Source organism: Diaphorobacter ruginosibacter, from assembly GCF_014395975.1.
Classification (GTDB): domain Bacteria; phylum Pseudomonadota; class Gammaproteobacteria; order Burkholderiales; family Burkholderiaceae_C; genus Diaphorobacter_A; species Diaphorobacter_A ruginosibacter.
Map to the genome: position 1 here is coordinate 3,494,577 of NZ_CP060714.1, position 25,411 is coordinate 3,519,987.

General features: G+C 64.6%; 27 protein-coding genes, 1 other RNA gene and 1 riboswitch. Of the genes, 6 read left to right on the plus strand and 22 right to left on the minus strand.

Features of this window, described 5'->3' with window-relative positions:
- Positions 1-165 precede the first annotated feature (165 nt).
- Positions 166-1,098, plus strand: coding sequence for a LysR family transcriptional regulator (locus tag H9K76_RS15875; RefSeq protein ID WP_187600675.1), 933 nt, complete (start codon positions 166-168; stop codon positions 1,096-1,098).
- An 18-nt stretch (positions 1,099-1,116) separates the two neighbouring features.
- On the opposite strand, the gene H9K76_RS15880 is transcribed toward H9K76_RS15875, so the two are convergent.
- The 3 genes from H9K76_RS15880 to H9K76_RS15890 form a co-directional block, all read right to left on the minus strand.
- The gene (locus H9K76_RS15880; RefSeq protein ID WP_187596321.1) at positions 1,117-2,118 is read right to left on the minus strand and encodes an aldo/keto reductase; all 1,002 of its coding nucleotides are present in this window, start codon (positions 2,116-2,118) and stop codon (positions 1,117-1,119) included.
- 111 nt (positions 2,119-2,229) lie between these two features.
- A complete protein-coding gene (locus tag H9K76_RS15885) occupies positions 2,230-2,454 on the minus strand; it encodes a SlyX family protein (RefSeq protein ID WP_187596322.1) in 225 nt (74 codons plus the stop codon).
- 78 nt (positions 2,455-2,532) lie between these two features.
- Complete coding sequence (locus H9K76_RS15890) at positions 2,533-3,729, minus strand: aminotransferase-like domain-containing protein (protein WP_187596323.1); 1,197 nt, start codon at positions 3,727-3,729, stop codon at positions 2,533-2,535.
- Positions 3,730-3,905: 176 nt separating this feature from the next.
- Between H9K76_RS15890 and nth the strand changes: the two genes are divergently transcribed.
- Complete coding sequence (gene nth / locus H9K76_RS15895) at positions 3,906-4,544, plus strand: endonuclease III (protein ID WP_187596324.1); 639 nt, start codon at positions 3,906-3,908, stop codon at positions 4,542-4,544.
- Positions 4,545-4,587: 43 nt separating this feature from the next.
- On the opposite strand, the gene cobT is transcribed toward nth, so the two are convergent.
- The 10 genes from cobT to H9K76_RS15945 form a co-directional block, all read right to left on the minus strand.
- Positions 4,588-5,643, minus strand: a complete 1,056-nt coding sequence (cobT, locus tag H9K76_RS15900; protein ID WP_187596325.1) for a nicotinate-nucleotide--dimethylbenzimidazole phosphoribosyltransferase — start codon at positions 5,641-5,643, stop codon at positions 4,588-4,590.
- A gap of 44 nt (positions 5,644-5,687) precedes the next feature.
- Positions 5,688-7,142, minus strand: coding sequence for a cobyric acid synthase (locus H9K76_RS15905; protein WP_187596326.1), 1,455 nt, complete (start codon positions 7,140-7,142; stop codon positions 5,688-5,690).
- Positions 7,139-8,155 carry an aminotransferase class I/II-fold pyridoxal phosphate-dependent enzyme gene (locus H9K76_RS15910; RefSeq protein ID WP_246475058.1) on the minus strand — a complete coding sequence of 339 codons (1,017 nt, stop codon included), beginning with the start codon at positions 8,153-8,155 and terminating at the stop codon, positions 7,139-7,141. Before H9K76_RS15910 ends, H9K76_RS15905 begins: the two co-directional genes overlap by 4 nt.
- Before the next feature lie 5 nt (positions 8,156-8,160).
- Positions 8,161-9,123: an adenosylcobinamide-phosphate synthase CbiB gene (cbiB, locus tag H9K76_RS15915; RefSeq protein ID WP_187596328.1), complete on the minus strand. Its 963-nt coding sequence runs from the start codon at positions 9,121-9,123 to the stop codon at positions 8,161-8,163.
- A gap of 6 nt (positions 9,124-9,129) precedes the next feature.
- Positions 9,130-9,699 (minus strand): cob(I)yrinic acid a,c-diamide adenosyltransferase, encoded by a 570-nt coding sequence (cobO, locus tag H9K76_RS15920; RefSeq protein ID WP_187596329.1) that lies wholly within the window; start codon positions 9,697-9,699, stop codon positions 9,130-9,132.
- 38 nt (positions 9,700-9,737) lie between these two features.
- Positions 9,738-10,559, minus strand: coding sequence for an ABC transporter ATP-binding protein (locus H9K76_RS15925; protein ID WP_187596330.1), 822 nt, complete (start codon positions 10,557-10,559; stop codon positions 9,738-9,740).
- Entirely contained in the window at positions 10,556-11,596 is a 1,041-nt protein-coding gene (locus H9K76_RS15930) for a FecCD family ABC transporter permease (RefSeq protein WP_425489708.1), read from the minus strand. Before H9K76_RS15930 ends, H9K76_RS15925 begins: the two co-directional genes overlap by 4 nt.
- A 5-nt stretch (positions 11,597-11,601) precedes the next feature.
- A complete protein-coding gene (locus tag H9K76_RS15935; RefSeq protein ID WP_246475539.1) occupies positions 11,602-12,414 on the minus strand; it encodes an ABC transporter substrate-binding protein in 813 nt (270 codons plus the stop codon).
- A 77-nt stretch (positions 12,415-12,491) separates the two neighbouring features.
- Positions 12,492-13,079, minus strand: coding sequence for a bifunctional adenosylcobinamide kinase/adenosylcobinamide-phosphate guanylyltransferase (locus H9K76_RS15940; protein WP_187596332.1), 588 nt, complete (start codon positions 13,077-13,079; stop codon positions 12,492-12,494).
- 43 nt (positions 13,080-13,122) lie between these two features.
- Positions 13,123-14,976 (minus strand): TonB-dependent receptor domain-containing protein, encoded by a 1,854-nt coding sequence (locus H9K76_RS15945; protein ID WP_187596333.1) that lies wholly within the window; start codon positions 14,974-14,976, stop codon positions 13,123-13,125.
- A 115-nt stretch (positions 14,977-15,091) separates the two neighbouring features.
- A riboswitch (cobalamin riboswitch) is annotated at positions 15,092-15,357 on the minus strand.
- Positions 15,358-15,391: 34 nt separating this feature from the next.
- Here H9K76_RS15945 and H9K76_RS15950 point away from each other — a divergent pair.
- From H9K76_RS15950 to ssrS, 3 genes are all read left to right on the plus strand, one after another.
- A complete protein-coding gene (locus tag H9K76_RS15950) occupies positions 15,392-15,616 on the plus strand; it encodes a DUF904 domain-containing protein (protein WP_187596334.1) in 225 nt (74 codons plus the stop codon).
- Positions 15,613-15,996 (plus strand): cell division protein ZapA, encoded by a 384-nt coding sequence (locus H9K76_RS15955; RefSeq protein ID WP_187596335.1) that lies wholly within the window; start codon positions 15,613-15,615, stop codon positions 15,994-15,996. The genes H9K76_RS15950 and H9K76_RS15955 overlap by 4 nt, the downstream gene beginning before the upstream one ends.
- A gap of 87 nt (positions 15,997-16,083) precedes the next feature.
- Positions 16,084-16,263, plus strand: a non-coding RNA gene (ssrS, locus tag H9K76_RS23715) — 6S RNA.
- Positions 16,264-16,312: 49 nt separating this feature from the next.
- Here ssrS and H9K76_RS15960 read toward each other — a convergent pair.
- A complete protein-coding gene (locus H9K76_RS15960; protein ID WP_187596336.1) occupies positions 16,313-17,035 on the minus strand; it encodes a sulfite exporter TauE/SafE family protein in 723 nt (240 codons plus the stop codon).
- 11 nt (positions 17,036-17,046) lie between these two features.
- Positions 17,047-18,429, minus strand: coding sequence for an oxygen-independent coproporphyrinogen III oxidase (hemN, locus tag H9K76_RS15965; protein WP_187596337.1), 1,383 nt, complete (start codon positions 18,427-18,429; stop codon positions 17,047-17,049).
- Positions 18,430-18,614: 185 nt separating this feature from the next.
- Between hemN and fnr the strand changes: the two genes are divergently transcribed.
- Positions 18,615-19,337: a fumarate/nitrate reduction transcriptional regulator Fnr gene (gene fnr, locus H9K76_RS15970; RefSeq protein ID WP_187596338.1), complete on the plus strand. Its 723-nt coding sequence runs from the start codon at positions 18,615-18,617 to the stop codon at positions 19,335-19,337.
- Between the two features lie 336 nt (positions 19,338-19,673).
- On the opposite strand, the gene H9K76_RS15975 is transcribed toward fnr, so the two are convergent.
- The 7 genes from H9K76_RS15975 to ccoN form a co-directional block, all read right to left on the minus strand.
- Positions 19,674-19,961: a hypothetical protein gene (locus tag H9K76_RS15975; RefSeq protein ID WP_187596339.1), complete on the minus strand. Its 288-nt coding sequence runs from the start codon at positions 19,959-19,961 to the stop codon at positions 19,674-19,676.
- A 299-nt stretch (positions 19,962-20,260) separates the two neighbouring features.
- A complete protein-coding gene (locus H9K76_RS15980; RefSeq protein ID WP_187596340.1) occupies positions 20,261-20,572 on the minus strand; it encodes a FixH family protein in 312 nt (103 codons plus the stop codon).
- Positions 20,573-20,641: 69 nt separating this feature from the next.
- A complete protein-coding gene (ccoG, locus tag H9K76_RS15985) occupies positions 20,642-22,087 on the minus strand; it encodes a cytochrome c oxidase accessory protein CcoG (RefSeq protein ID WP_187596341.1) in 1,446 nt (481 codons plus the stop codon).
- Between the two features lie 100 nt (positions 22,088-22,187).
- Entirely contained in the window at positions 22,188-23,102 is a 915-nt protein-coding gene (gene ccoP, locus H9K76_RS15990; RefSeq protein WP_187596342.1) for a cytochrome-c oxidase, cbb3-type subunit III, read from the minus strand.
- Positions 23,103-23,131: 29 nt separating this feature from the next.
- Complete coding sequence (locus tag H9K76_RS15995) at positions 23,132-23,269, minus strand: cbb3-type cytochrome oxidase subunit 3 (protein ID WP_187596343.1); 138 nt, start codon at positions 23,267-23,269, stop codon at positions 23,132-23,134.
- A gap of 24 nt (positions 23,270-23,293) precedes the next feature.
- On the minus strand, positions 23,294-23,926 hold the full coding sequence (ccoO, locus tag H9K76_RS16000; protein ID WP_187596344.1) for a cytochrome-c oxidase, cbb3-type subunit II: 633 nt from the start codon (positions 23,924-23,926) through the stop codon (positions 23,294-23,296).
- Between the two features lie 19 nt (positions 23,927-23,945).
- The gene (ccoN, locus tag H9K76_RS16005) at positions 23,946-25,388 is read right to left on the minus strand and encodes a cytochrome-c oxidase, cbb3-type subunit I (RefSeq protein WP_187596345.1); all 1,443 of its coding nucleotides are present in this window, start codon (positions 25,386-25,388) and stop codon (positions 23,946-23,948) included.
- Positions 25,389-25,411 lie beyond the last annotated feature (23 nt).

Consider the following 25,411-nt stretch of genomic DNA (forward strand, 5'->3'; position numbering starts at 1 on the left):
CCCCGCTCCAGCGCCTCATTCCACGAAAGAAGAATTCGGCGATGCGTGGGTGGGGAATCGGTGCAGCGCACTTTATGTGCGTTCCGTTTTGCGCACAATCGACAAATCCTCCATACTGCGTTGACTTTCATGCAAAGCTCAAGACCCACATCCCGCCCCACGTCCCTGCTGTCCGCCCAACTGCAGGACACCGCGCTGCGGCATGTGCTCGAGGTGGTGCGCTGCGGATCGGTCAGCGAGGCCGCGCTGCGCCTGAACGTCACGCCCTCCGCCGTGAGCCGGCAGATCTCCGCCCTCGAGGACCTGCTCGGCGTGACGCTGTTCGAGCGCCGCCCGCGCGGCATGGTGCCCAGCCCCGCCGGCGAGGTGCTGGCGGCCCACGCCAGGCATATCGCCCAGGAGGCCGATCGTGTGGTGGGAGACATCCAGGCGTTACAGGGGTTGCGCCGCGGCATGGTGCGCATCTGTAGTTCATCGGGGTTCGCGATCGAGTTCCTGCCGCGCGTGATCGCCGAATTCCGCCGGCAGCATCCCGGCGTGCACTTCCAGTTGCGCGTGTGCGGACCGCAGGCCGCCACCCAGGCCGTGCTGCGCGCCGAGGCCGACATGGCCCTCACCTACAGCCGCGCGGCGGAGCGCGACATCGCCGTGGCCTACCGTGGCCCCGCCTCGGTGTACGCGTTCATGCGCCGCGATCATCCGCTGGCGCATCTCCCGCATGTGACGCTGCGCCAGTTGCAGCCCCACCCCATCGCCCTGCCCGATCCCGAGAACACGGTGCGCCAGCTGTTCGATATCGCGTGCAGCCAGAAGGGGCTGGCCTTCGAGCCAGTACTCGTGAGCAACCAGTTCGAGACCCTCATGAACTTCGTGCAGCACGGCGGCGGCCTGTCGATTGCGGGCGACATCACCGTGCGCGACCGCGTGACACGCGGGGAACTGCATGCGGCACCGATCCGCGAGCGCGGCATCACGGCCCGCATGGTGGAGGTGCAATCGCTCGCCGAGCGCACCTTGCCCGAGGGGCCGCGCGCATTCATGCAGCACCTCGTCGATGCGCTGCGGCAACTGGAGATGCCGCCCGCCCCCAGGCGCTAGGCACCCAGGAACAGGCCGTCAGCGACGCCGCGGATGCAGCGGATAGGCGGGATCGGTGTAGCCCGGCGTCGATGGATGGCCCGGCGCGACGAGCTCGTCGACCAATCCGTCATCCTCCGGCGTGACGACATAGTCGAGCGCAGGAAAGTAGTCCTGCCACTGCGCCAGCGTGCGCGGTCCCGCGATCACCGAGCTCACCGCGCGGTGCGCCAGCACCCACGCCGTGGCGAACTGCGCCAGCGAGACGCCCGCCTCGGCCACATGCTGCTTGAGCCTTTGGGCGATGACGAGCGACTCTTCCCGGAATTCCGTTTCCGTGATGCGCTTGTCGCCGCGCGCCGCGCGCGTGCCTTCCGCTGGCGCCTGGCCCGGAAGATACTTGCCCGTGAGCACGCCGCGGGCAATCGGGCTGTACGAGGTCACGCCGATGCCCAGCGCCTCGCAGGCGGGCAGGATCTCGACCTCGGGCATCCGGTTGAGCAGGTTGTAGTAGGGCTGGCAGACGACCGGGCCGGGCATGCCGATGCGGCGCGCACCGCTCGCCAGCTCCGCGATGCGCCAGGCCCTGAAGTTCGACACGCCCCAGTAGCGGATCTTGCCCGCGCGCATCAGGCTGTCGAGCGCGTACAGCGGCTCCTCCAGATCCATGCCGTTGAAGTCGCGGTGCAGATACAGGATGTCGATGTGGTCGGTCTTCAGCCGCGCAAGGCTTTCCTCCACCTCGCGCATCATCCACAGGCGCGAATAGCGGCTGTGGTTCTCCTGCTCGGACATCTTGTTGCCGAGCTTGGTGGCCAGCACCCAGTCGTGACGCTGGCCGGCGAGCAGTTCGCCCAGCATGCGCTCGGACGCGCCACGGGTGTAGACGTCGGCAGTGTCGATGTAGTTCACACCATGTTCCCGTGCGTGGGCGACGATGGATTGCGCTTCGGCCCGCTCGGTCTGGTCACCGAACATCATCGTGCCCAGGCACAACGCGGACACCCTGAGCTGGCTCTTGCCTAGATTGCGGTACTGCATGCTGGATTGCTCTCCTTGCTGGTGCGTGGTGTGGAGCCCGGGCCACAGCGACGGGCGCGGCCTGGGTGAAGGGATCGGGCCTGGTTCAGGGGCCCGTTTCTGGGGCCGGGTTCAATAGTGCGGCGGACGCTCGTCCACCACGCCCTGCGCGGCGCCTTGCTGGCCGGCGGCCGGCAACTGCTTGCGCAGCTCCACCACCACTGCACGCAGGTCGTCGATCTGCTGTTGCTGGCGGTAGATGGTCATGTTGAGTTGGTCAAGCAGGTCCTCGGCGTAGCTGGTCTTGATCTCCAGTTCGCTCAGCCGCTGCTCGGTCCGTGATTCGGTGTCTGCCATGTCGTGCCCGTGAGGCCGGAAGCATGTGCGGAGGGCTCGCTCGCGCATGCAGTCCGGCAAAAAATGGAACCGCTGCGTTCAGGCCGCGAGCGCCTTCTTCAGACGTGCGATGCCTTCGCGGATCCTGTCGATGTCGGCGGTCGCGAACGACAGGCGCAGCGTGGACGGGTCCGGGTTCTGGCTGAAGAACGGGGAGCCCGGCACGAAGGCCACGCCCTGCTCGATGGCGCGCTTGGCCAGTGCATTCGCATCGCGCTCCTGTCCGCGCGCGCCCGTCAGGCGCACCCACATGAACAGGCCACCTTGCGGCTGCACGAATTCGACGGCGTCACCCAGTTCGCTGCGCAGCGCATCGCCCATGGCCCTCGCGCGTTCGGCATAGACGGCCCGCACGCGCGCCAGCGTCTGCGGCATCACGCCCGAGCGCAGGTACTGCGCCGCCGTGGCCTGCGCGAACGTGCTGGTGTGCGCATCGCTGAACTGCTTGCACATCGTCGCGCGCGCGAGCAGGTCGGGATGGCCGATCAGCCAGCCGATGCGCAGCCCCGGACAGAGCACCTTGCTGAGCGAGCCGCAGTGCGCAAGCCACTCGCGGCTGCCGGGCACGGTGGGCGTGAGCGCCAGCAGGCTGGGTGGTGGCGCGTCGGCGAAGTACAGGTCGCCATAGGGGTCGTCCTCCACCACCAGCACCTGGTGCTTGACCGCCAGCTCAAGGATCTTGCGGCGGCGCTCGAGCGACAGTGTCGCGCCACTCGGGTTGCCGAAGGTGGGAATCAGGTAGACCAGCCTGGGCTGGTGCTCGACGATCAGCCTCTCGAGCTCGTCGGGCTTCACGCCATCGCTGTCGATGGGGGCGCTGATCACCTCGGCGCCGTAGAGGCGGAAGCACTGGATCGTCGCGAGAAAGGTCGGGCCTTCGACGATCACGCGGTCGCCGGGATTGATCATCGTCTTGCCCAGCAGGTCCAGCGCCTGCTGGCTGCCCGTGGTGACGATCAGTTGCTCGGGGGCCACGTCCTGCGCACCCTTGCTTGCCATGAACGCGGAGAGCTGCTCGCGCAGCGGCTGGTAGCCTTCGGTGGCGCCATACTGCAATGCGGCGCCCGGCTCGTCCCGCAGCACGCGCTCGGTCGCGGCTTCGATGCCCGCCACGTCGAACATCGCGCTGTCAGGAAAGCCACCTGCAAAGCTGATGATGCCGGGCTTGCCCAGCAACTTGAACAGCTCGCGAATCGCCGATGTCTCGACATTGTTTAAACGGTCAGCAAATTTCATCCGGAAATCCTTCACTTACGACTTTCTGCGAGGCAGGTAAGCGCCCATTGTCTTGCATTGCGGCGGGTTGTGGGCACACTCGGTTTTTTGCGCAGGATTCCTGCAATCCCCCCACCACTTTTCGTTCACCGCGCATCACCCCTGGCATGCCGCGGTTGCTGCGACAATGCAGCACCATGAAACAGAGCGACATCGAGCCCTTCTTCGCCGCCCTCAAGGCAGCCAATCCGCAACCCAATACCGAGCTCGAGTACACCTCGGTTTTCGAGTTGCTGGCTGCCGTGCTGCTGTCCGCACAGGCCACCGACGTGGGGGTGAACAAGGCCACGCGCAAACTCTTTCCCGTGGCCAACACCCCGCAGGCCATCCTCGACCTCGGCATCGAGAGGCTCGAGGACTACATCAAGACCATCGGCCTGTACCGCAGCAAGGCGAAGCATCTGATGGAGACCTGCCGCATCCTGGTGGAGCGCCATGGCGGCAAGGTGCCATCGACGCGCGAGGAACTGCAGGAACTGCCCGGTGTGGGCCGCAAGACCGCCAACGTGGTGCTCAACGTGGCATTCGGCCAGCCCACCATGGCGGTCGACACGCACATCTTCCGCGTGAGCAACCGCACGGGCCTGGCGCCGGGAAAGGACCCGCTGGCCGTGGAAATGCAGCTCATGAAGCGCGTGCCGGACGAATACGCCGTCGACTCGCACCACTGGCTGATCCTGCTGGGCCGCTATGTCTGCCAGGCACGCAAGCCCCGCTGCTGGGAATGCGTGGTGGCCCGGTACTGCGATTTCTCGCCCAAGAACACCGCGCACTGAAGCATCCTGGTGACCGGGCGACCCGGGCCACTGGACCGCAGGGTCAGGCGGCGTGACTGCCGTCCACGCCCGCGGATTCAAAACTTGCCATCTCGCGCAGGAACGCACAGGCCGACAACAGCAGCGGCCACGCCAGCGCGGCACCCGATCCTTCGCCGAGGCGCAGCCCCATGTCCAGCAAGGCCTCGCCGTTCAGCAGGCGCAGCATGTGCGCGTGGCCCGGCTCGCCCGAGCGATGGGCAAACACGCAGCGCTCAAGCACTGCGGGCTGCAAGCGGCTGGCCACCAGCACGGCGGCTGTCGTGATGAAGCCATCCACCACGATGACGCGGCGCTCGGCCGCTGCCTGCAGCACCGCGCCCGTGAGCGTTGCCACCTCGAAGCCACCGAGCGCCGCGAGTGCCTGCATCGGCTCGCGCGCGTCGGCGTTGGCGGCCAGGGCGGCCTCCAGCACCTTGCGCTTTCGGGCCACGCCTTCGGCATTCAAACCCGTTCCCGCACCCGTGCAATCGGCCAGCGGTACGCCACCCAGGCGCGCAAGCAGCAGCGAGGCCACCGAGGTGTTGCCGATGCCCATCTCGCCCAGCAGCAGGGCATTTCCAGGCATGCCCTGCACGATTTTTCTACCGTTGTCGACGGCTTGCGCGCACTGCGCCATCGACATCGCCGGCCCCGCGCTCGCATCCTGCGTTCCCGCGGCCACGCGGCATGACACCAGGCGCGGTGCGCCTTGAGCCTGCTCGCGCGGCGGAATCTCGCGCGCCACGCCGCAATCCGCCACGGTGAGGGCCAGGCCGTTCTGCCGTGCGAGCACGCTCACTGCCGCACCGCCCGCCAGGAAGTTCTCCACCATTTGCCAGGTCACGTCGCTCGGATAGGCGGATACGCCATTGGCGGCGAGGCCGTGGTCTGCAGCGCAGACCAGCATCTGCGGCTCGCGAAGAACCGGCTCCTCGCTTCCAAGAATGCAGCCGATGCGATGCGCCAGCACCTCGAGCTTGCCGAGCGCGCCCAGCGGCTTGGTCTTGGAGTCGATGCGTGCCTGCAGTCGCGCGCTCAGCTGCGCATCGGAAATCGAGGGTACTTCGGGAATCAACATATCAAATACTCATCCAATGATTTCGTGAGAACGTGTCGACGCGCTCACAGCGCCAGCACCTCGGGGTCAAACCATTCGGCCACCCCTTGCGCCATGCGCTCGAACACCGCATCGAGCGTCAGCGCATGTTCCGCGAACAGCGCCTGCAGCACGCGCGCATCCTCGAACATGCCGTGCAGGTACAGCCCCAGCACGTTGCCCGCGCCGTTCTGCCAGGCAATGCCCGGAATCACGGCATGCGCCACATCGCCGGCAGCGGCCATCGCCGGATGCGGCGCGGTCTGCCCATGATGGATTTCGTAGCCGCGCACAAGCGTTCCCGACAGCGACTGCCATGGCCCGTGCAACGCGCCGAATTGCGTGTCGGTCAGTTGCACGGTCTTGTTTTCCTCGAAACTCGTGACCAGGGGCAGCAGCCCGAGCCCCGCCGCGTTGCCGTCCACGCCGACGGTGTCGATCAATGCCTCTCCGAGCATCTGCAGGCCGCCGCAGACACCCAGCACGCGACCTCCGGCGGCCGCATGCCTCGCGATGGCACTGTCCAGCCCCTGAGCCCGAAGCCAGGCCAGGTCGGCGGCCGTGGCCTTGGAGCCCGGCAGGACGATCCAGTCCGCACCCTCCACGTCGGCGGGACTGCGCGCCCAGTTCAGGCGGACGCCGGATACGTTCTTGAGAGGCTGGAACTCATCCAGGTTGCTGATGCGCGGATACGCGATCACGGCCACGCGCGTATGCACCGCGCCAGCTGTCCCCTGCGCGCGGTCGTCGAACACCCCGTCCTCCTCGGGCAACCCGTGGTTCCACTGCATCGGAATGGTCGCGACCACCGGAATGCCCGTGCGCTCCTGCAGCATTTGCGGCGCGGGTGCCAGCAATGCGGCATCGCCGCGGAACTTGTTCAGAACGAAGCCGTGGATCAGCCGCTGCTCCTCCTCGGGCAGCAGGGCCCAGGTTCCGTACAGGTGTGCGAATGCGCCGCCGCGGTCGATGTCTGTCACCAGCAGGCAGCGTGCGTCCGCATGCCGCGCCACGCGCATGTTCACCACATCGCTTGCGTGCAGGTTGATCTCCGCCGGAGAGCCCGCTCCCTCGATGACGACCACGTCATTCTCTGCACGCAGCGCATCCAGCGCAGCGGCGATCTGCGGCCAGACCTTGAGGCTGCGCCCGCGCCAGGGCATGTCGGAAAGCGCCTTGTCCACGCGGCCGAGCAGCACCACCTGGCTGCGCGTATCCGCCTCGGGCTTGAGCAGCAGCGGATTCATGCGTACGTCGGGAACGGCGCGTGCGGCGAGCGCCTGGAAATACTGCGCGCTGCCGATCTCGCCGAACCCGGAGTCGATGGTGGCAACGACGCGTGCGTTGTTGCTCATGTTCTGGGCCTTGAACGGCGCCACCTTCAACCCCTGGTTGGCGTAGAAGCGGCACAGCGCCGTCGTGAGCCAGCTTTTTCCTGCCCCGCTCGTCGTGCCGAGAACCATGACGCATCGTGCGCTCATGCATAACCTCCATGTATCCAGTGATGTTCCAGTGCGGCCTGCGATACGGGTGCCAGCACCCCGAGCCGCACGCAATGCGGCAACCCGAACGACGCGCAGTCGCGCAGCTGGATATCGTCCTCGCGCAGCCGCACAAGCAGCCGCGGCCCGTCGCAGTCCACGGGCAGCCGCGCGGTGAAGTAGTTGGCAAGGCTTCCTTGCAGGACATCCCAGCCCATGCGCTCGCACAGGGCCAGCTGCCGGGCCTTCCACAGCCGCAGCGTTTCAAGCGAGCGCTGCACCCAGCGCTGCACATCGGCCTCGACCCAGCAGTTCAACATGGCCACGCCATGCGCACCGACGGGCCAGGAAGCGGACATGGCATGCAGCGCATCCAGGTGCTCCTGCAACACCTGCTCGGGTGCGATCGCGTAGGCGGCGCGCACCCCGGTCATCGCGAGGGCCTTGTTCGGCGTCCATAGCTGCCATGCGCCGGCGCGCAGCCCGGCATCCGCCGGCACGTCATCCAGCATCAGGGGAACGTAGGCGCAGTCGAGCACCCGGATTCCGCCCGGCGCTGGAGGCTGGTCCCAGCGCATGAGCGCATCATCGCGGCGGCCCGTGGGGCTTGCGGGATCGCAGGCCCATTGCAATGACGCCTCTTGCTCGCCGGATTCGTTCACTGCAATCTCGAGCCCCCATGCGCGCGCGGCCCGCGAGTAGTCACCGTAGCCGTGCCGGGGAACAAGAACGCGGCGCAGGCCCGTGCGCGCCGCCAGCGCACTGATGCGCTGCATGAACTCGCTGGCGCTGGCCACCATCACGATGCGCTCCGCATCGACGCCATGGAACTCTGAGAGCCGTGCGCGCAGCGCCGTATAGCGCGGGTCGGGATAGCGCGAGGCATCGACATCACGGACCGCCTGGGCCACCATCGGGCAGGGGCCGCAGGCGTTGGCGTTGGTCGAGAAGTCATGCCGCGCCGCGCCGCGTGCGTCGGGGCCGCCATGCACCGAATGGGGTGAAACTTCCATCGCCGTCATGCCTTGACCACCACCATAGACACCAGCCAGACCACCGCCGCCAGAACGGCGCAGATCACGGCGCGCCCGGCAATCGCCTCAGCACGCGCGATGTCGCCTGCTGCCGCGTCGCGGCCTCGCTCGTTGAGGACGTACACGCCGGGTTTGCCCAGGCGCACACCCAGGGCCAGCGCCATGGCCGACATCGGCCAGCCGCTGTTGGGTGACGGTGTCAACCGTGCATTGGCCACCAGCGTCGACCAGCCGATGCCGCCTATGCCACCCGCGGCCAGCCACAGCATCGCCGCGGTGATGCGCGCGGGAATCCATGACAGCACATCGTCCGCGCGCGCGGCCCACTTGCCGGCCCACTGCCAGTAGCGGCCCGAACGCATGCCCGGATAGCCCCACATCGCATCGGCCGTGTTGGCAAAGCGGTACAGGACCAGCCCCGGCAGGCCGGCCACGGCCAGCCAGAAAATGGGGGCGACCACGGAATCATTGAGGTTCTCGGAAAGCGATTCGATGGCACTTTCGCGCACCTGCACGGCGCTGAGGGAGTGCACATCCCGGCTCACCAGACGCCCCAGCTGCGACTGCCCGGCCTGCAGCGACTGCGCCAGCGCCGTCTCCACCGCCGCCACTTCCGCGCGCAGCATCTGCCACGCCAGCATGGGCTTGATCAGCAAGCCCAGCACGATGCAGCCCAGCCACCAGGGTGCGTTCTGCAAGATGACGTACTGCAGCACGCCCGCAACCGCGACGCACAGCACGGCCAGCACACACCAGCAGAGCGCCGCGCGCCAGAACGTGACCATGTCCCGCGCGGTAGGTGCGAGGGGCGCGGTCACATCGCCCGCGCGCTGCAGGGCCCGCCCCATCCATACGACGGGATGCCAGCGCGCCGCAGGCTCGCCCCAGAAACGGTCGACGAGCAGCGCGATCACCAGCGCGCAGGCGAAGATGCCTCCGGTCTGCAAGGCGGATCAGTCCTCGATGCCGCGCTGCGCGGGAATGCCCGCCTGGAAGGCGTGCTTGATGAGCTTCATTTCGGTGACCGTATCGGCCACCGCGATGATCTCCTGCGGGCAGCGGCGGCCGGTCATGCAGACGTGCACGTTGCGCGGGCGCTGCGCCAGCGTCTCCAGCACCTGGTCCAGCGGCAGCCAGCCGTAGATCAGCGGATAGGTGATCTCGTCGAGCACGACGAGAAAATGCTCGTCCGACAGGATGGCGGCGCGCGCACGCTCCCAGCCGTCGCGCGCCAGTTGCGCGGAGTGCTCCAGGTCGCGGCTCTTCCAGCTGAACCCGTCGCCCAGCCCCTCGATCGGGATGCCGAGCGACTCGAACATGCGGTGTTCTCCGAAGCGCGCGGTGGGCACCTTCATGAACTGGAAGATCTTCACGCTTTTGCCACGGCCGTGCGCACGCAGCGCCAGGCCGAACGCGGCGGTGCTCTTGCCCTTGCCGTCGCCCGTGTTCACCAGCAACAGGCCCCGGCGCTCGCCGGCCGGCTTCTCGTAGGATTTTTCGGTGGGTGCGGATTCGATTTCCATGGCGTTTCCCAGTCTTGAAGTTGATTCGGTCGTTGCTTTCAGGTCGTCGCCGCGCGCGAGCGCCAGTGCGGCAACGCCACCCATACGCCATCGACGTGCAGCACGCGGATGCGGTTCTCGAACACCTGCTCGAGCGCGGCATGGGTGGCCGGATCGGCGCACGCACCATGATGCTGCACGCGCCCGTTGGCCATGATCACCATGTCGTCGGCCTGCAGCGCGATCGACACCTCGTGCAACACGCTGACCACGGTGTTCCCGGCGCTCACCAGGTCGCGCACGATATGCATCCAGTCGGTCTGGTGCGGTGGGTCGAGATTGGCGAGCGGCTCGTCCATCAGCAGCAGTTGCGCCTGCACACAGAGCGCCCGCGCGAGGAGCACGCGCTGGCGCTCGCCGCCCGAGAGCTGCGACAGCGGGCGCGAACGCCACTGCCACGCATGCGTCATGTGCAGTGCCTGTTCCACCGCCTCGAAGTCCGCCGGGCCGGCAGGAGCAAGCCAGGCCTGGTGCGGCAGCCGGCCGAGCATCACGACGTCGTGCACCAGCAGCTCTTCCATCGCGGTTTCGTTCTGGCCGAGCCAGGCCATGCTTCTCGCACGCTCACGCGCGGGAATACCGTGCAGCGGACGGCCCATGAGCCGGACGTCCGCATCGACGCTGGCGTGCCTGAGCAGGCCCGACACCGCCTTGAGCAAGGTTGACTTACCCGCTCCGTTCGGGCCGACGATGCTGGTCCAGCGCCCCGCCGGGATGTCCAGGTCGATGCCGTGCAGGATCTCGCGGTCACCCGCTTGCACGCGCACATTGCGTGCCTCGAGCGCGAGCGGCGGATGCACGGATTGCAGGGATCGGCTCATGTCGCGCCTCCCGCACCGGATGCACCCGCCATGCGGCGGTGCATGAGCCACAGCAGGTAGGTTCCGCCAAGGGCCGCCGTCAGCACGCCCACGGGCAATTCCTGGGGCGCAATCAGCCAGCGCGCCAGCACATCCGCAGCCAGCAGCAGTACCGCCCCCATGCAACCCGACAGCAGCACATGCCACGGATGCGTGACGCGCACCATCGAGCGCACAAGATGCGGTGCCGCCAGTCCGACGAATGCGATCAGGCCCGTGTGCGCCACGGCCGTTCCGGTCGCCAGCGCCATGGCGGCAATCAGTCCGGCGCGCATCGGCGCAAGCGGCAGCCCCAGGCTGGCAGCGGTCGCCTCGCCAAGCGTCAGCCCATCGAGTGCGCGCGCCAGCGCCAGCGCGGTGGCTGCGCAGATCAGCCAGCTGGCAGCCATCAACCCCACGGCCGACCAGCCCACGAAGGCCGTCGTGCCCAGCGTGAAGGCCTGCATGGCCTGCAGAATTTCGGGCGACCCGAGTTCGACGAGATCGCGCGCGGCGCCCAGCACCACCCCGACGATCACGCCCGCCAGCAGCAGGCGCAGCGTGTGCTGCGCTCCCCGGGCCAGCATCAGCGTGAGCAGCACGGCACCTGCCGCCCCTGCAAACGCCACACCCGTGATGCCCATGCGGGCCAGCAGGCTTGCGGAAGCTGGGGAAACGCCCATCCAGACCATCGCCAGGGCACCGCCCAGGGTGGCACCGGAGGCGCTTCCCAGCAGGTAGGGATCGGCCAGGGGATTGCGGAAAAGCCCCTGCGCCACGGCGCCGGCCAGCCCCAGCAACGCGCCCGCGAGCCATGCACCCACCGTGCGAGGTAGCCGGATTTCCATGACGATCTGGCGCGCCACGGGATCGTCCTGCAGGTGCCTCAGGCTTTCGAACCCGGTGCTGCCCACGGCCGCCCCCACGGCCAGCAGCAGCAGGCTGGCCGACAGCAGACCGATCAGCAGCACGGCCGCCTTGCGCCGGTTGCCCGCCGGTGAAACCATGTGGCCCGCCATGATGCTCATCCGGCCTTCTCGGCAAGGCAGCGTGCCATGATGCGCGCCGCTTCGGCCATGCGCGGACCGGGGCGCACCAGGACGTCCGATTCCGCGGCATCGAACGTGCATACGCGCTTTTCACGCACCGCGCGCAAGGTGTTCCATCCCGGATAGTTGACGGCGTCCTGCATGCTGCGGTTGCCGATCATGATGACGTCGGGGTTCGCCCGCACGATGAATTCGGGGTTGAGCCGGGGAAACGGCCCCAGCGAGGCCGGCACCACGTTGCGCATGCCGAGCCGCTGGAGGATTTCCCCCATGAAGGACTTCTCGCCGGCCGCGTACGGCCCCCGGCTCACCTCGAAGTACACGCGCTTGCCCCGCGCATTGGCCGGCAGTGACTGGCGTGCCGCCTCCAGGCCGGCCTCGATCTCGCGCCACGTGCGTGCGGCGCCCTGCTCCGCCGGCACGTCGAGGATCACGCCGACCGTGTTCAGCACGCGCTGCGCGTCCTTGAGCTGGCGCGGCTCCAATGCCACGACCTTGTAGCCCAGCGCCTCGAGGCGGTCACGCCCCCGGCCGCTGGTGGACATCAGGATCAGGTCCGGCTTGAGCGCCACGACCGCCTCGATGTTGGGATCGATGCCGCCACCCACCTTGGGCAGGTGGCTGACGGATTCGGGCCAGTTCGAGTAGCGGTCCACCCCGACCAGGCGCTCGCAGTGCTGAAGGGCACATACGCTCTCGGTGAGAGACGGCAGCAGGCTCACGATGCGCCGCGGCGCCTCCTTGAACTCCACGGTGGCCCCCCTGTCATCCACCACCTGATAGGCCATGGCCGACGTCGCGACGGCACACCATGCGAATGACACCAGCAACGTACGGCAGCCGGCAGCGATCGAGCGCGAACCACTCATCTTTCTTCTTCCTTCAAACACATCGGCAGGCCGGCCACCATCAAGGTCACGCGCGAGCATGCCGCCGCGACCTGCTGATTGAGTCCACCGAGCGCATCGACAAACGCGCGCACTTCACGCCCCATGGGAATGACACCCAAACCAATCTCGTTTCCCACCAGGATGATGGGTCCGGACGCCTCTTTCAATGAACGCAAAAATGTAGCCGATTGTCCGGGCCATTCCCGCGCGCGCTCCTCTGCGGCTTTGGCCGGCATCAGCCAGTTGGTAAGCCACAGCGTGAGGCAGTCGACAATGAGCAGCGTCCGGTCATCGGAGTGCGCACGGATCAGCGCGTCGATGGCCAGCGGCTCCTCCAGCGTTGCAAGTCCCGGAACACGCAGCGCGCGATCATGCCGGTGGCGTGCTATGCGGGCGCGCATTTCATCGTCCCAGGGAGTGCCCGTGGCGATGAGGCTGGCACGACGCGACGGATCACCCGCAAGCCATTGCCGCGCGAGCAGCTCGGCACGGCGCGACTTGCCGCTCTTCTGGCCGCCCAGGATCAACTCGCTTGCGGCAATGAAATCACGTGGAGCGGTCATGCGGTCTTCGCTTTAGAGAGGGGAACCTGCAACATGCAACGGCTTACTGCGGTGCCCACTTCAGGCCGACATAGAACGCCCGGCCCGGCGTGGCATAGCCGCGCGCAAGCTCATAGTTCTTGTCGGTGAGGTTGTCGAGGCGCGCCAGCAGCGTGAAATCGCGGCCGATGCTCGTGTTGGCGTACAGGTTGAATGTGGTGTAGCCGCCCAGCATGTTGGATCCCGACGCGGTGTCATACCGGCGCGAGGCCGCATTCATCTCGGCACCGACATTCCAGCCGGCGACGGCAGTGTCCGCGCTCAGCTTGGCATAGCGCTTGGAGCGGCGCGCCAGCTGGCGGCCCGTGTCCAGGTCATGCGGATTCTGGAAATCGATGGAGCCGTTGAGCGACACCGGTCCGAGCTTGTGCGCCGCGCTCAGCGTGACGCCTTCGTACTCCGCGCGCCCCACGCTCTGGTAGCAGCCGAATGCCGACGGACAGGTGCCCGGAGCACCATAGACGATCAGGTTGCGCACGCGGTTGCGGTAGGCCACGATGCCCGCGCTGCTCGAGCCACGCGTCCAGCGCGTGCCGATCTCGACATTGCGACCGGTTTCCGGGTTGAGCGATGCGTCACCGTACTCGCTGAAGCGCTGGTACAGCGTGGGCGCGCGGAAGGAGGTGCCGCCCGCGGCCGTCACGCGCCATTCGTTGTTGATCGCATAGCCGTAGGACAGGCTGCCGGTGCTCTTGCCCCCGAACTCGCTGTCGTTGTCGCGGCGCAGATTGGCCTGCAGCGTGTGTGCCCCGGAATTCATGCCATAGCCCAGCGCAAGGGCGTTCTGCGAACGTTCGCGCTTGAGATCGCCGACAAACTCCGTGGCAGGGTTGTGCAGCTCGTCCTCGCGACGCTCCAGCGATGCCGTGAAGCGGTGTACGCCCAGCCGGTACTCGTTCTGGAACAGATAGCTGCGCACCGTCGTCTCGGTCATGTAGAAGTTGGGCGTGGTGCTGTACTTCGAATTCGACTGGTTGACCTGCAGTCGCGTGCTGTAGCTGTCGTTCCACTTGGCATCCCACAGCAGATCGGCGGTACGCAGTTGATGGTGGTTGCGGTCGTCGGCCTTGAGTCCGGCGTCATACTGCGAATTCAGATTGCTGGCCAGCACCGAGGCCTGCAGGCGCTGGCCGGGCGCGAACGTCCAGCCCACGCGGGCATTGCCGGAATTGCGCTTGTAGCCGTCGTCGTCCGGGTTGAACGTTGCCGCGGGCCGGATATTGAAGCCGTCGCTGCCCTCATGCGCTACGCCGACCGAGTAGTCGATGGCACCAGAGCTGCCGCTCACGCCGGCCTCGGCCGTGCGCGTGCCGCGCGAGCCCACGCCCACGCCGACGTAGGGGGCTGGCTTGCCCTCGCCCTTCTTGGTGAACAGCTGGATCACGCCCGACACGGCGTCCGAGCCATAGACCGCCGCGGCAGGGCCGCGCAGCACCTCGATGCGGTCAATCTGCGAAAGCGGAAGCTGCTCCCACACCACGCCTCCGGTCGACTGCGAGTCGATGCGCACGCCGTCAAGGTATACGGCGGTGAACCGGTTCTCGCCGCCGCGCACATAGACGCTGCTGGTGTTGCCCGGCCCGCCATTGCGCGTGAACTGGATGCCCGGAACGCGCGCCAGAACGTCCACGACGCCCACGGCACCGCTGTTGCGGATGGTCTCGGAGTCGATGATCGACACGTCGGCGACCAGGTCGGACAGGGGTTGCTCCACGCGCGTGGCGGTCACCACGGTTTCGCGCAAGGTGGACTCGGTGGCAGCCTGAGCGAGCAGCGTCTGGGAAAACGAGGGGAACGCAGCGGCCAGCGCCAAGGGCAGCACCGCAGCACGGGCCAGCACAACAGATTGAGTTGTCATCGTGGACAAAAAGAAAGAAGTCGCCGCGTCCGACCTCCCCGTCGGCACATGGGCATCACAGCCCGGACGCGCGAAGACGCCTGCCGGACTTTTCCGGCAGGATGCTCTCGTCGCATCCAGAACCACCGTGTTGGCCGGTATCCGGGCTGGCGGCGCACTCCTTGACCGCCTTCCCGCATGCTTGTTCAAGGCACACAGTGGCTGTGATGGCAAAGAGGGAATCCCCGGGGCGCCCGGCGGGGCGCCTGAAGGAATTCGTCCGCTGACCGTTGCGGGGGCAGCGCAGGCTGAGGGTTTTTCCATGGCGGAGACCCCTCCCTGCTTCCCGTTGAACTGCAGCGTGTGAACCACGCTGCGAGCACCAACGACGTAATTTTACGATTGTTTGTGCAGCGATCCGTACAATAGGTGTTGTATGGCTCCACCATCCTCCCAAGACCAGATCGCCGAGCGCGTCGAGCGCCTGTTGGTTCGCTATGCTGAACTGCAGCGCACCAACGCACTGCTGTCCCAGCAGGTTCTGACTCTGACGCAAGAGCGCGACTCCCTCAAATCCCGCCTGCAGACAGTTCGCCACCGCATGGACTCGCTGCTGGAGCGGCTTCCCGACATTCCGGATACGAAAGACGACGCCTCATGAAGCAGATCGAGGTCCAGATCATGCAGCAGAGCTATCTGCTGAGCTGTCCCGAAGGCCACGAACCGCGCATGCTGGAAGCCGTCGAACGGGTGGATGCGGCGATGACGCGCATCCGCGATGCCGGCAAGGTGCGCGCACGCGAACGCATCGCTGTGCTGGCCGCGCTGAACATGGCCTTCGAGATATCCGATCACGAGGCTGCGGCTTCGGCTTCCAGGGCCAGGGAGCAAGAACAGGCCGAGGCCGCGAGCAACGGCATGGTCGCACATCCGGCCCAGGCCCAGCAGCCCCAGGCCTCTTCGCCGGAAAGCGACGAACGCATGGCCCATCTGCTGGAGCGACTGGATTCCGCCCTCGGCGAGGACGGCCGCCTGTTCTGACGATTCACAGTCTCGCGAAGATACGCCACCCGGCGGCATGAAATGCCCTCGTCGGCCACGAGGGCGCCCGTGGCGCAATTACAATAGGCTCGTCTGCGGTGTTGCCGGGTTTTATATTTCCTTGAACCAATGCTCACTGAGCACGGGCTTGATACATCACCTGATGAGCGTGATCGTCTCGCGTCAGATGAACCCAACGTCAGGTTGCTCTTGCCCACCTGAACCCCCGGTTCAGGATGACGATCCGGTGGCACTTGCAGACACCTTGAATTCCCCCTGATCGCCCCGACGCCCACGGCGGGCATACGCTTGGCGATCATGTCACGCACCACGGCGCCTGCTGCTGGTGCACCACCCCCCACCACAACGCCGTGGCACCCAATGCCACCAGCACGATGCCGCTGAGGCGCACGCCCCATGCGGCCATGCGGGGCGTTGTGAGGCGTTCGCGAAAATGCAGCCAGCCCCAGTGCCCCGTCCACAGCCATAGTCCGCTTGCCAGCGCAAACATGGACATGGCCAGGGCGCCCGCCAGCGGGCCGCCGCTCAAGGCCGCCAGCATCGCGGCCGAGTAGAGAAAACCACACGGCATCAGCGCCCAGCCGCAACCCACGGCCAACACACCGCCCGGCCTGTCCACCGCCGACTTCACGCGCGACCACACGCCACGTCCCGCGCGCTCCATCCAGGCGGGAGCCTGCAGCCGCATGACCAGCATGAGCCCCCAGGCGATGATCGCAATGTGCATGGCTGTCCAGATCGGACGCAGCGCGCTGGTGCCCTGGCTGAACCAGGCCAGCCGGTCCATGGCATAGGCAGCCAGCGCCCCCAGCGCCGCATAGCCGGCGACGCGCCCCCCATGGAACAGGATGGATTGCCACGGCAAGCGCCGTCGCCGCACGAAACGTACGGGCTGCTCGCGCGCAGACTCCTTACCGCCACGCGCGAGCAAGGCCCCGCAGGGCGCGGAGCACATCACCAGGCAATGCGCCCCTCCCAGCAGCCCCATCAGAAAAGCGGTCCAGGCCAACGCCCACATGGGTCTGCGGATCAGATGATGCGCGAGAAGCGCTCACGGTTGCGGTTGCCCTGGAGATAGCGATCGAACACCATCGCCACGCCACGCACGAAGTGCCAGCCCATGGGGGTGACCTCGATGCGGTCTTCATGCAACTGCACAAGGCCCTGCTCGTCCATGGCCTGCAACTGTTCCAGCTCCGCCGCGAAGTAGCTCTCGAAATCGATGAGCCAGGCCTGCTCGATGGACTCGAAGACCAGCTCTCCCTGGCACATCAGCGCCATGATGACGGAGCGGCGCAGCAGATCGTCGCGCGAAAGCGCCAGGCCACGCACAATGGGCAAGCGCCCCCGGTTGATGGTGTCGTAGTACTCGTCCAGGGTCTTGGCGTTCTGGCTGTAGGTTGCGCCAACCTTGCCGATTGCCGAGACTCCCAGGCCGATCAGGTCGCAATCGGGCTGCGTGCTGTAGCCCTGGAAATTGCGATGCAGGCGACCCTGCCGCTTGGCCACTGCCAGGGAGTCGTCCGGCAGCGCGAAGTGGTCCATGCCGACATAGACGTACTCCGCATTCTGAAACACCTCCAGCGAACGCGCGAGCATGGCCACCTTCGCCGCAGGCAGCGGCAGTTCATCGGTCACGATGCGGCGCTGCGGCTTGAACCGCTCCGGCAGATGGGCATAGGCGTAGAGCGCGATGCGGTCCGGACGCAGCTCGCACACCTGCGCCAACGTGCGGTCGAAGGACTCGGGGGTCTGGCGCGGCAGCCCATAGATCAGGTCGACATTCACCGAATGGAATCCGATCCTGCGCGCTTCCTCCACCAGCCGGAAGACCTGCTCGGCGGGCTGTATCCGGTGAACGGCCTTCTGCACCTCGGGATCGAAGTCCTGCACACCGAAGCTCAGGCGGTTGAAGCCCAGTTGTCGCAAAAACGCCAGGCGATCATTGTCGACAGTCCGCGGGTCGATCTCGATGGAGTATTCGCCATCCGGAACAAGAACGAAACTCCGGCGGATCATGGACATCAGGTCCTGCAGGCCCTCATCGGTCAGAAATGTTGGGGTGCCTCCACCAATATGCAGCTGGCTCACATGCTGGATGACACCACAGTGCTCTGTGTGCAAATCGATTTCTCGACTCAGATAGCGAAGATAGGCTTCCGCCCGCTCCGGATGTTTGGTGATAATCTTGTTGCACGCACAGTAATAACAAAGCGATTCACAGAACGGGACGTGCACGTAGAGGGACAAAGGCAACGCCTTGGCATTCGAGCCGATGCGTCGCTGTTGTAGAGCGAGGATATAGTCGTCTTGACCGAACGCTTCCACGAAGCGGTCTGCCGTTGGATAGGACGTATAGCGGGGCCCAGACACGTCAAATTGACGGATGAGATCTGATGTGACAACAGTCATAGCGAATTCCAAAGGTTCGCCGCTACTGTGCCGCAGCCTCCGGAGAATGTCCTTGACACAGGTCAATCCAGTTTTCATGTTGACTGGGACAATGCATCCTGTTTTTCCTATATGCCAACGGCAGAGGCGAGTGGAACTCAGTCCACTTTTCGGAAGCCGATAACTTGTACAAGGCGCCATTGCAAATGACACCGCAAACCATCAAAGTCGCATGCTCCAATTGCAACCTGCGAGAACTTTGCATGCCTCTCGGGCTGTCCGAGGAGCAGCTGAAACGACTTGACGAAATCGTCGCCGTGCGCCGCAAGGTCAAGCGCGGAGGGACGCTGTTCCGCAATGGCGAGCCTTTCACGTCCCTGTTTGCCATTCGCACGGGTTTCTTCAAGACCTGCGTGGCCACCGAAGACGGCCGCGACCAGGTGACAGGCTTCCAGATGGCGGGAGAAATCATTGGCCTTGACGGCATCGTGAGCGACCGCCACACCTGCGATGCAGTGGCGCTGGAAGATGCCGAGGTCTGCGTCATGCCTTTCGACAACATCGAAGAGCTGTCGCGCGAGGTCAAGGCCCTTCAGCACCATGTGCACAAGATCATGAGCCGCGAGATCGTCCGCGAGCATGGCGTCATGCTGCTGCTGGGCAGCATGCGCGCTGAAGAGCGCCTTGCCGCATTCCTGCTCAATCTCGTGCAACGCCTTCACGCGCGTGGCTTTTCCCAGTCCGAGCTGGTACTGCGCATGACACGCGAGGAAATCGGCAGCTACCTGGGCCTCAAGCTCGAGACCGTGAGCCGCACCTTCTCCAAATTCGTCGAGGAAGGCGTGGTGGAGGTCAAACAGCGCCACGTCCGTATCCTGGATGCCGGTGCACTGCGCAATATCGTCAACAGCCAGCAAGCTTGCCATTGAGTCATTGAGTCATGGAGCTGCTGTGAAGTCACGACAGCTGCCGCCCGATGAGCCCGCGCCTTGGAGCGGCACGGCTCATCGGGGGGAACGAAAAAAACACGGAGCGGGTGCAATCAGCATCCTGGCAAGTCAACAAGGCTGAAGCAATTCCCAGGCGAAAGAGCGAAGTCCGCCGTTGACGTAATTGCCTACAAGCCCTCTGCATGAATCAAATCGACACATGCCAGCGGACTCGGGCGATCTGCGTTGCGTTGAAATCGTCGCACCAGCTGCTTGCCGCACCACTCGTACAGAGGGGCCTTGATTTCCCCCTACCCTATCGCTACGACAACAACGTCACGCGGAAAACTTCGCGCAATCCGCCGGCCTCTCATCACAAGGTACCGGGCAGCGATTGACCTCGAATGGCGAAAGCGAGAGCAGCGTCGTCAAGCCGCTTGCCACCATGATGATGGCCCAGAACGCAAAGAAGGCCAGCGTGTAGACACCCTGCCTGGAGAGGTTCACCGGCTGGTCAAACCATTCAAGCGCCTGCGGATCCACGAAGGCGAACACCAGCATTTCCAAGACGGCCGCCATCAGAAAGGCCGGCCAGGCGATCCACATGAGTCGTTGTGCTTTCATCGTCTTCCCCGTTGATTGGCGTTGTTCGCTCGTCCTCTTCATCCGAGCATGGATGGGTCATTCGCAGATTGCCGGCCAGAGACCAGTGCTTGTGAGCTCATGGGTAAGGGAACACATTTGATGGGTGTCCATTGATCTGAGTCATAGGCGCTGGCGCATTGAAGCGATTCTCTTCCATCCCCCATCGATGCAATGCACGGTATCACTGCCTTGCCGTGCTGTACATAGCACAAGCCCTGCCTGCAAAGCCCTGCCATGATCTGTGGCCTGCCGCTCTACCGCTTCACGCATTCCAGCACTCACTGGTCTGCAGGACGCATGGAGTCGTCGTCGGTAGCCGCATGGTTGCGCCCCTTCACCGCAGGCATCATGCTTCGTTCCTGTCCCTGCTGCCTGAGCGTCTCATTGATGTTCAAGCCCCGCTGGTAATAGTCTTCTTCCACGACAGGATCGGGAGTGCGGATCGCAATCCACAACGTGATGAAGCCGGCCACCACCACGATGGCCGGGCCCGCAATGATCATCCATACCATGCCGAACCGCCACCAAGGCTGCGCGGCGGCCGGCGCATCCTTCGATGCATTCAATGAAGTATCAACCGTAGTCTGCATTTTTCAAGCTCCTTGAAGGCGGGCCGCTTCCATAGCGATGCACGGGAAGTTGCCCGCATGATGTTTTCGTTAGCGCGGCACAAGAAAGACAGACTTCTCGATCACCTTGGCCTGATCCTCTTGCGCACTCACCTCGAACAGCACCTTGTGCGATCCGGACGCCGCGCTGCCATAGGGAATCTGCAGCCGCACCAGCACCCACCTGGATTCGGCAGGTCCCACTTCGATACGGGGATCAGCCACCACCTCCACGCCATCGAGCCCTGTTGCACCAATGTGGTAGCTGCGCGTCTGCTCTGTCGCGTTCATGATCTGCAGCCGATAGACATTCTCGAGTTTTCCGCCGGCGACGATGCGGGAGAGTGCCGCGCGATCACGCACCACATCCACCTTGAGCGGAGTGCGGCCTACCAGGCTGAACATCAACGCAAGGCACAACGCCACGAGCACTGCGCCGTAGAGCAGAACACGCGGGCGCAACACGCGCCGGAACATCTGCGACTGGCTCAATTTCTGTGCGATGCCGTTCTGCGTGCTCAGTCGAATGAGCCCACGTGGATACTGCATCTTGTCCATCACGTTGTTGCAGGCGTCGATGCATAGCCCGCAACCGATGCATTCGTACTGCAGGCCATTGCGGATGTCGATGCCGACCGGACAGACCTGCACGCACAGGCTGCAGTCGATGCAGTCGCCCAGGCCCTGCGCCTTGTAGTCGAGCTTCTTGGCGCGGGGGCCACGCTGCTCCCCACGGGCAGGGTCATAACTGACGATGAGCGTGTCCTTGTCGAACATCGCACTCTGGAAACGCGCATACGGACACATGTACTTGCAGACCTGCTCACGCATGTAGCCGGCATTTCCGTAGGTTGCAAAGCCGTAGAACACTACCCAGAACAGTTGCCAGGTGCCATGCAGCGCAAGAATCTCGGCACCCAGCTCACGGATGGGTACGAAGTAGCCCACGAAAGTGAAACCGGTCCAGGCTGCCAGCACGATCCAGATGGCCTGCTTGGTGGCTTTCTTCCAGATCTTCTCGAATGTCCAGCCGTTACGATCCAGCCGCATGCGGGCGCTGCGGTCGCCCTCGACCTTGTGCTCGATCCACATGAACAGTTCCGTGTAGACCGTCTGCGGGCACGCGAACCCGCACCAGAGGCGCCCCGCCACCGCCGTGAAGAGGAACAGGGAGAGCGCCGAGATGATCAGCAGGCCCGTGAGATAGATGAAGTCCTGCGGATAGAGGACCAATCCGAAAAGATAGAAACGGCGGGCGCCCAGATCGAAGAGCACCATCTGCCGCTCGCCCCACTGGAACCAGGGCACGAGATAGAAGAAGGCCTGCGTGAGAAACACCAGCAACCATCGCCAGCGCGCAAACATGCCGTTGATCGAACGGGGATAGATCTTCTTCTGTGCTTCGTAGAGCGAAACGCTTTCGGTCTGCTCGCTGTCGGGGACCGGAGTAATGGGGATGACCCGACCCGAGCTTTTTTGACCGTCTTCTGACGTCATGATAGGTCTTCTTGGAACGTGAACCGATGGACTGGGAGAACAACGACGCCGGCCTCCCCCTCATGAAGGCAAACCGGCTGTCGTTGGCAAGGGCTGTGAATCAATGCGCAGCAGCCGGCTTGTTCGACAAGCCCCACACATAGGCAGTCAGCACTTTGATCTGATCGTTGGTGAGTTTCTGTGCCTGGGCGGGCATTTCGTTCTGCTTACCCTTGTTGATCATGGCGACGATGGCATCCTCGCCGTAGCCGTGCAGCCAGATGTCGTCGGTCAGGTTGGGTGCGCCCAGCGCCTGGTTGCCTTTGCCGTCCATGCCGTGGCAGGCGGCGCAGACCGCGAACTTCTCCTTGCCCAGCGCCGCCTTGATCGAGTCATTGGGACTGCCGGACAGGCTCAGCACATAGTGCGCCAGGTTGCGCACGTCCTCCGCCCCACCCACCGCCGCGACCATGGGCGCCATCACGCCCACGCGGCCATCGTGAATGGTCTTGTAGATCTGCTCGGGCGCTCCGCCATGCAGCCAGTCGGCATCGGACAAGTTGGGGAAGCCCTTGCTGCCGCGGGCATCCGAGCCGTGACACTGCGCGCAATTGTTCATGAACAGACGGTCGCCGATGGCCATGGCTGCCGGGTCCTTGGCAACCTCCTCCACGGGCATGCTCTCGAACCGGGCATACAGGGGTTGCAACTGCTGGTTGGCCTTCACGACCTCCGCGTCGTACTCTCCCAGTTGAGTCCAGTTCAGCTTGCCGCTGTAGGCACCAAGGCCTGGAAAGGCAAACAGGTAGGCAAGGCCGAATACGATGGTGATGACGAACAGCCACATCCACCAGCGTGGCATCGGGTTGTTCATTTCGGTCAGGTCGCCGTCCCAGACATGGCCGGTTGTGTTGTCGCTGGTCGACTCCACCTTCTTCTTTGCAGTGAAGACGAGGAGCAACAGGCAGGCGACGATACCGATGACGGTCACGCCTGCCACGTAGATCGACCAGAAATTACTGGTGAAGTCACTCATGGGAATTCTCTTTGTTCTGGAAGAGGAGCTCAGTCCTCGAGGAAGGGAAGTTGTGCCGCTTCTTCAAAGCGCGTCTTGTTCTTGCGGCGGAACGCCCAGAACCAGATGCCCAGGAAGCAGGCCAGCGACGCCACAGTGGCGAGGCTGCGCATGGTCGAAATGTCCATGTTCGATCTCCTTCTTCTGTTCAATCACTTCAATGCACGGCCCATGACCTGGAGGTACGCGACCAACGCGTCCATCTCGGTCTTGCCCTTGAGCTGCTCTGCAGCGCCCTGGATCTCTTCATCCGTGTACGGCACACCGACCTTGCGCAGTGCGTTCATGCGCGGAGCGGCAACAGAGGAGTCGACTGCTGTCTTCTCGAGCCAGGGATACGCCGGCATGTTGGACTCGGGCACCACGTCGCGCGGGTTGTTCAGGTGGATGCGATGCCATTCGTCGCTGTACTTGCCACCCACGCGATGCAGGTCGGGACCCGTACGCTTGGAGCCCCACTGGAACGGATGGTCGTAGACGAACTCGCCCGCGACGGAGTAGTGGCCGTAGCGCAATGTTTCCGCACGGAACGGGCGGATCATCTGCGAGTGGCAGTTGTAGCAGCCCTCGCGGATGTATACGTCGCGCCCCACCAGTTGTACTGCGGTGTAGGGCTTGACGCCATCCACCGGCTGCGTGGTGGACTTCTGGAAGAACAGCGGAACGATTTCCACCAGGCCACCGATCGCGATCACCAGCAGGATCAGCACGATCATCAGAAAGTTGTTGGTCTCGATCTTCTCGTGCGAGAAGCCGGGCGATATCTTTGCTTGGGTATCAGACATTCAATATCTCCACTATCTATCAGGCGTGCGCCGTCTGGGCCGCAGGAATGCTGACCTGCACGGAGCGGCCGGAAATGGCGGTCATCCATACGTTCCAGGCCATGATCACCATGCCCCCGAGGTACAACAGGCCGCCGACCAGACGGATGGCATAGAACGGGTAGGTCGCCTTGACACTCTCGACGAAGGTGTAGGTCAGGGTGCCGTCGGGATTGACAGCGCGCCACATGAGGCCCTGCATCACGCCGGCAATCCACATGGCGGCGATGTACAGGACGATGCCGATGGTGGACATCCAGAAATGGAGCTCGATGGCCTTGGTGGAGTACATCTTGTCGCCACGGCCGAACAGGCGTGGAACCAGGTAGTACAGCGAACCCATGGTGATCAGACCCACCCAGCCGAGCGCGCCAGCGTGCACGTGGCCCACGGTCCAGTCGGTGTAATGGCTCAGCGCGTTCACGGTCTTGATGGACATCATCGGACCTTCGAACGTGGACATGCCGTAGAACGACAGCGAGACGATCAGGAAGCGCAGCACCGGGTCGTCGCGCAGCTTGTGCCATGCGCCCGACAGCGTCATCATGCCGTTGATCATGCCGCCCCAGCTGGGAGCCAGGAGGATCAGCGAAAACACCATGCCGACGGACTGGGTCCAGTCAGGCAGCGCCGTGTAGTGCAGGTGGTGCGGACCCGCCCACATGTACGTGAAGATCAGCGCCCAGAAGTGAACGATGGAGAGGCGGTAGCTGTACACCGGACGGCCCGCCTGCTTGGGCACGAAGTAGTACATCATGCCGAGGAAGCCGGTGGTCAGGAAGAAGCCCACGGCATTGTGGCCGTACCACCACTGCACCATGGCATCCTGCACGCCGGCATAGGCGGAGTAGCTCTTCATCCAGCCGGCGGGAATGGCCGCGCTGTTGACGATGTGCAGCAGCGCCACCGCCAGGATGAAGGCACCGAAGAACCAGTTGGCGACATAGATGTGCTTGACCTTGCGCATGCCCACGGTTCCGAAGAACACGATGGCATAGGCCACCCACACCAGTGCGATCAGGATGTCGATCGGCCATTCCAGCTCGGCGTATTCCTTGCCGGAGGTGTAGCCAAGCGGCAGCGAGATGGCGGCTGCCACGATCACCAGTTGCCATCCCCAAAACGTGAATGCCGCCAGCGGGCCGCAGAACAGCCGGGTCTGGCATGTACGCTGAACCACGTAGTAGCTGGTGGCAAACAGGCCGCAACCTCCGAATGCGAAGATCACGGCATTGGTATGCAAGGGCCGTAGACGCCCATAGCTCAGCCACGGAATGCCGAAGTTGAGTTCCGGCCAGGTCAGCTGGGCGGCGATGATCACGCCCACCAGCATACCCACCACTCCCCACACGACGGCCATGATAGAAAACTGCCGCACTACAGTGTCGTTGTAGTGCGATACACCTGCTTTTTGCGATTCCATCGAGTACCTCTTATATTGCCGTA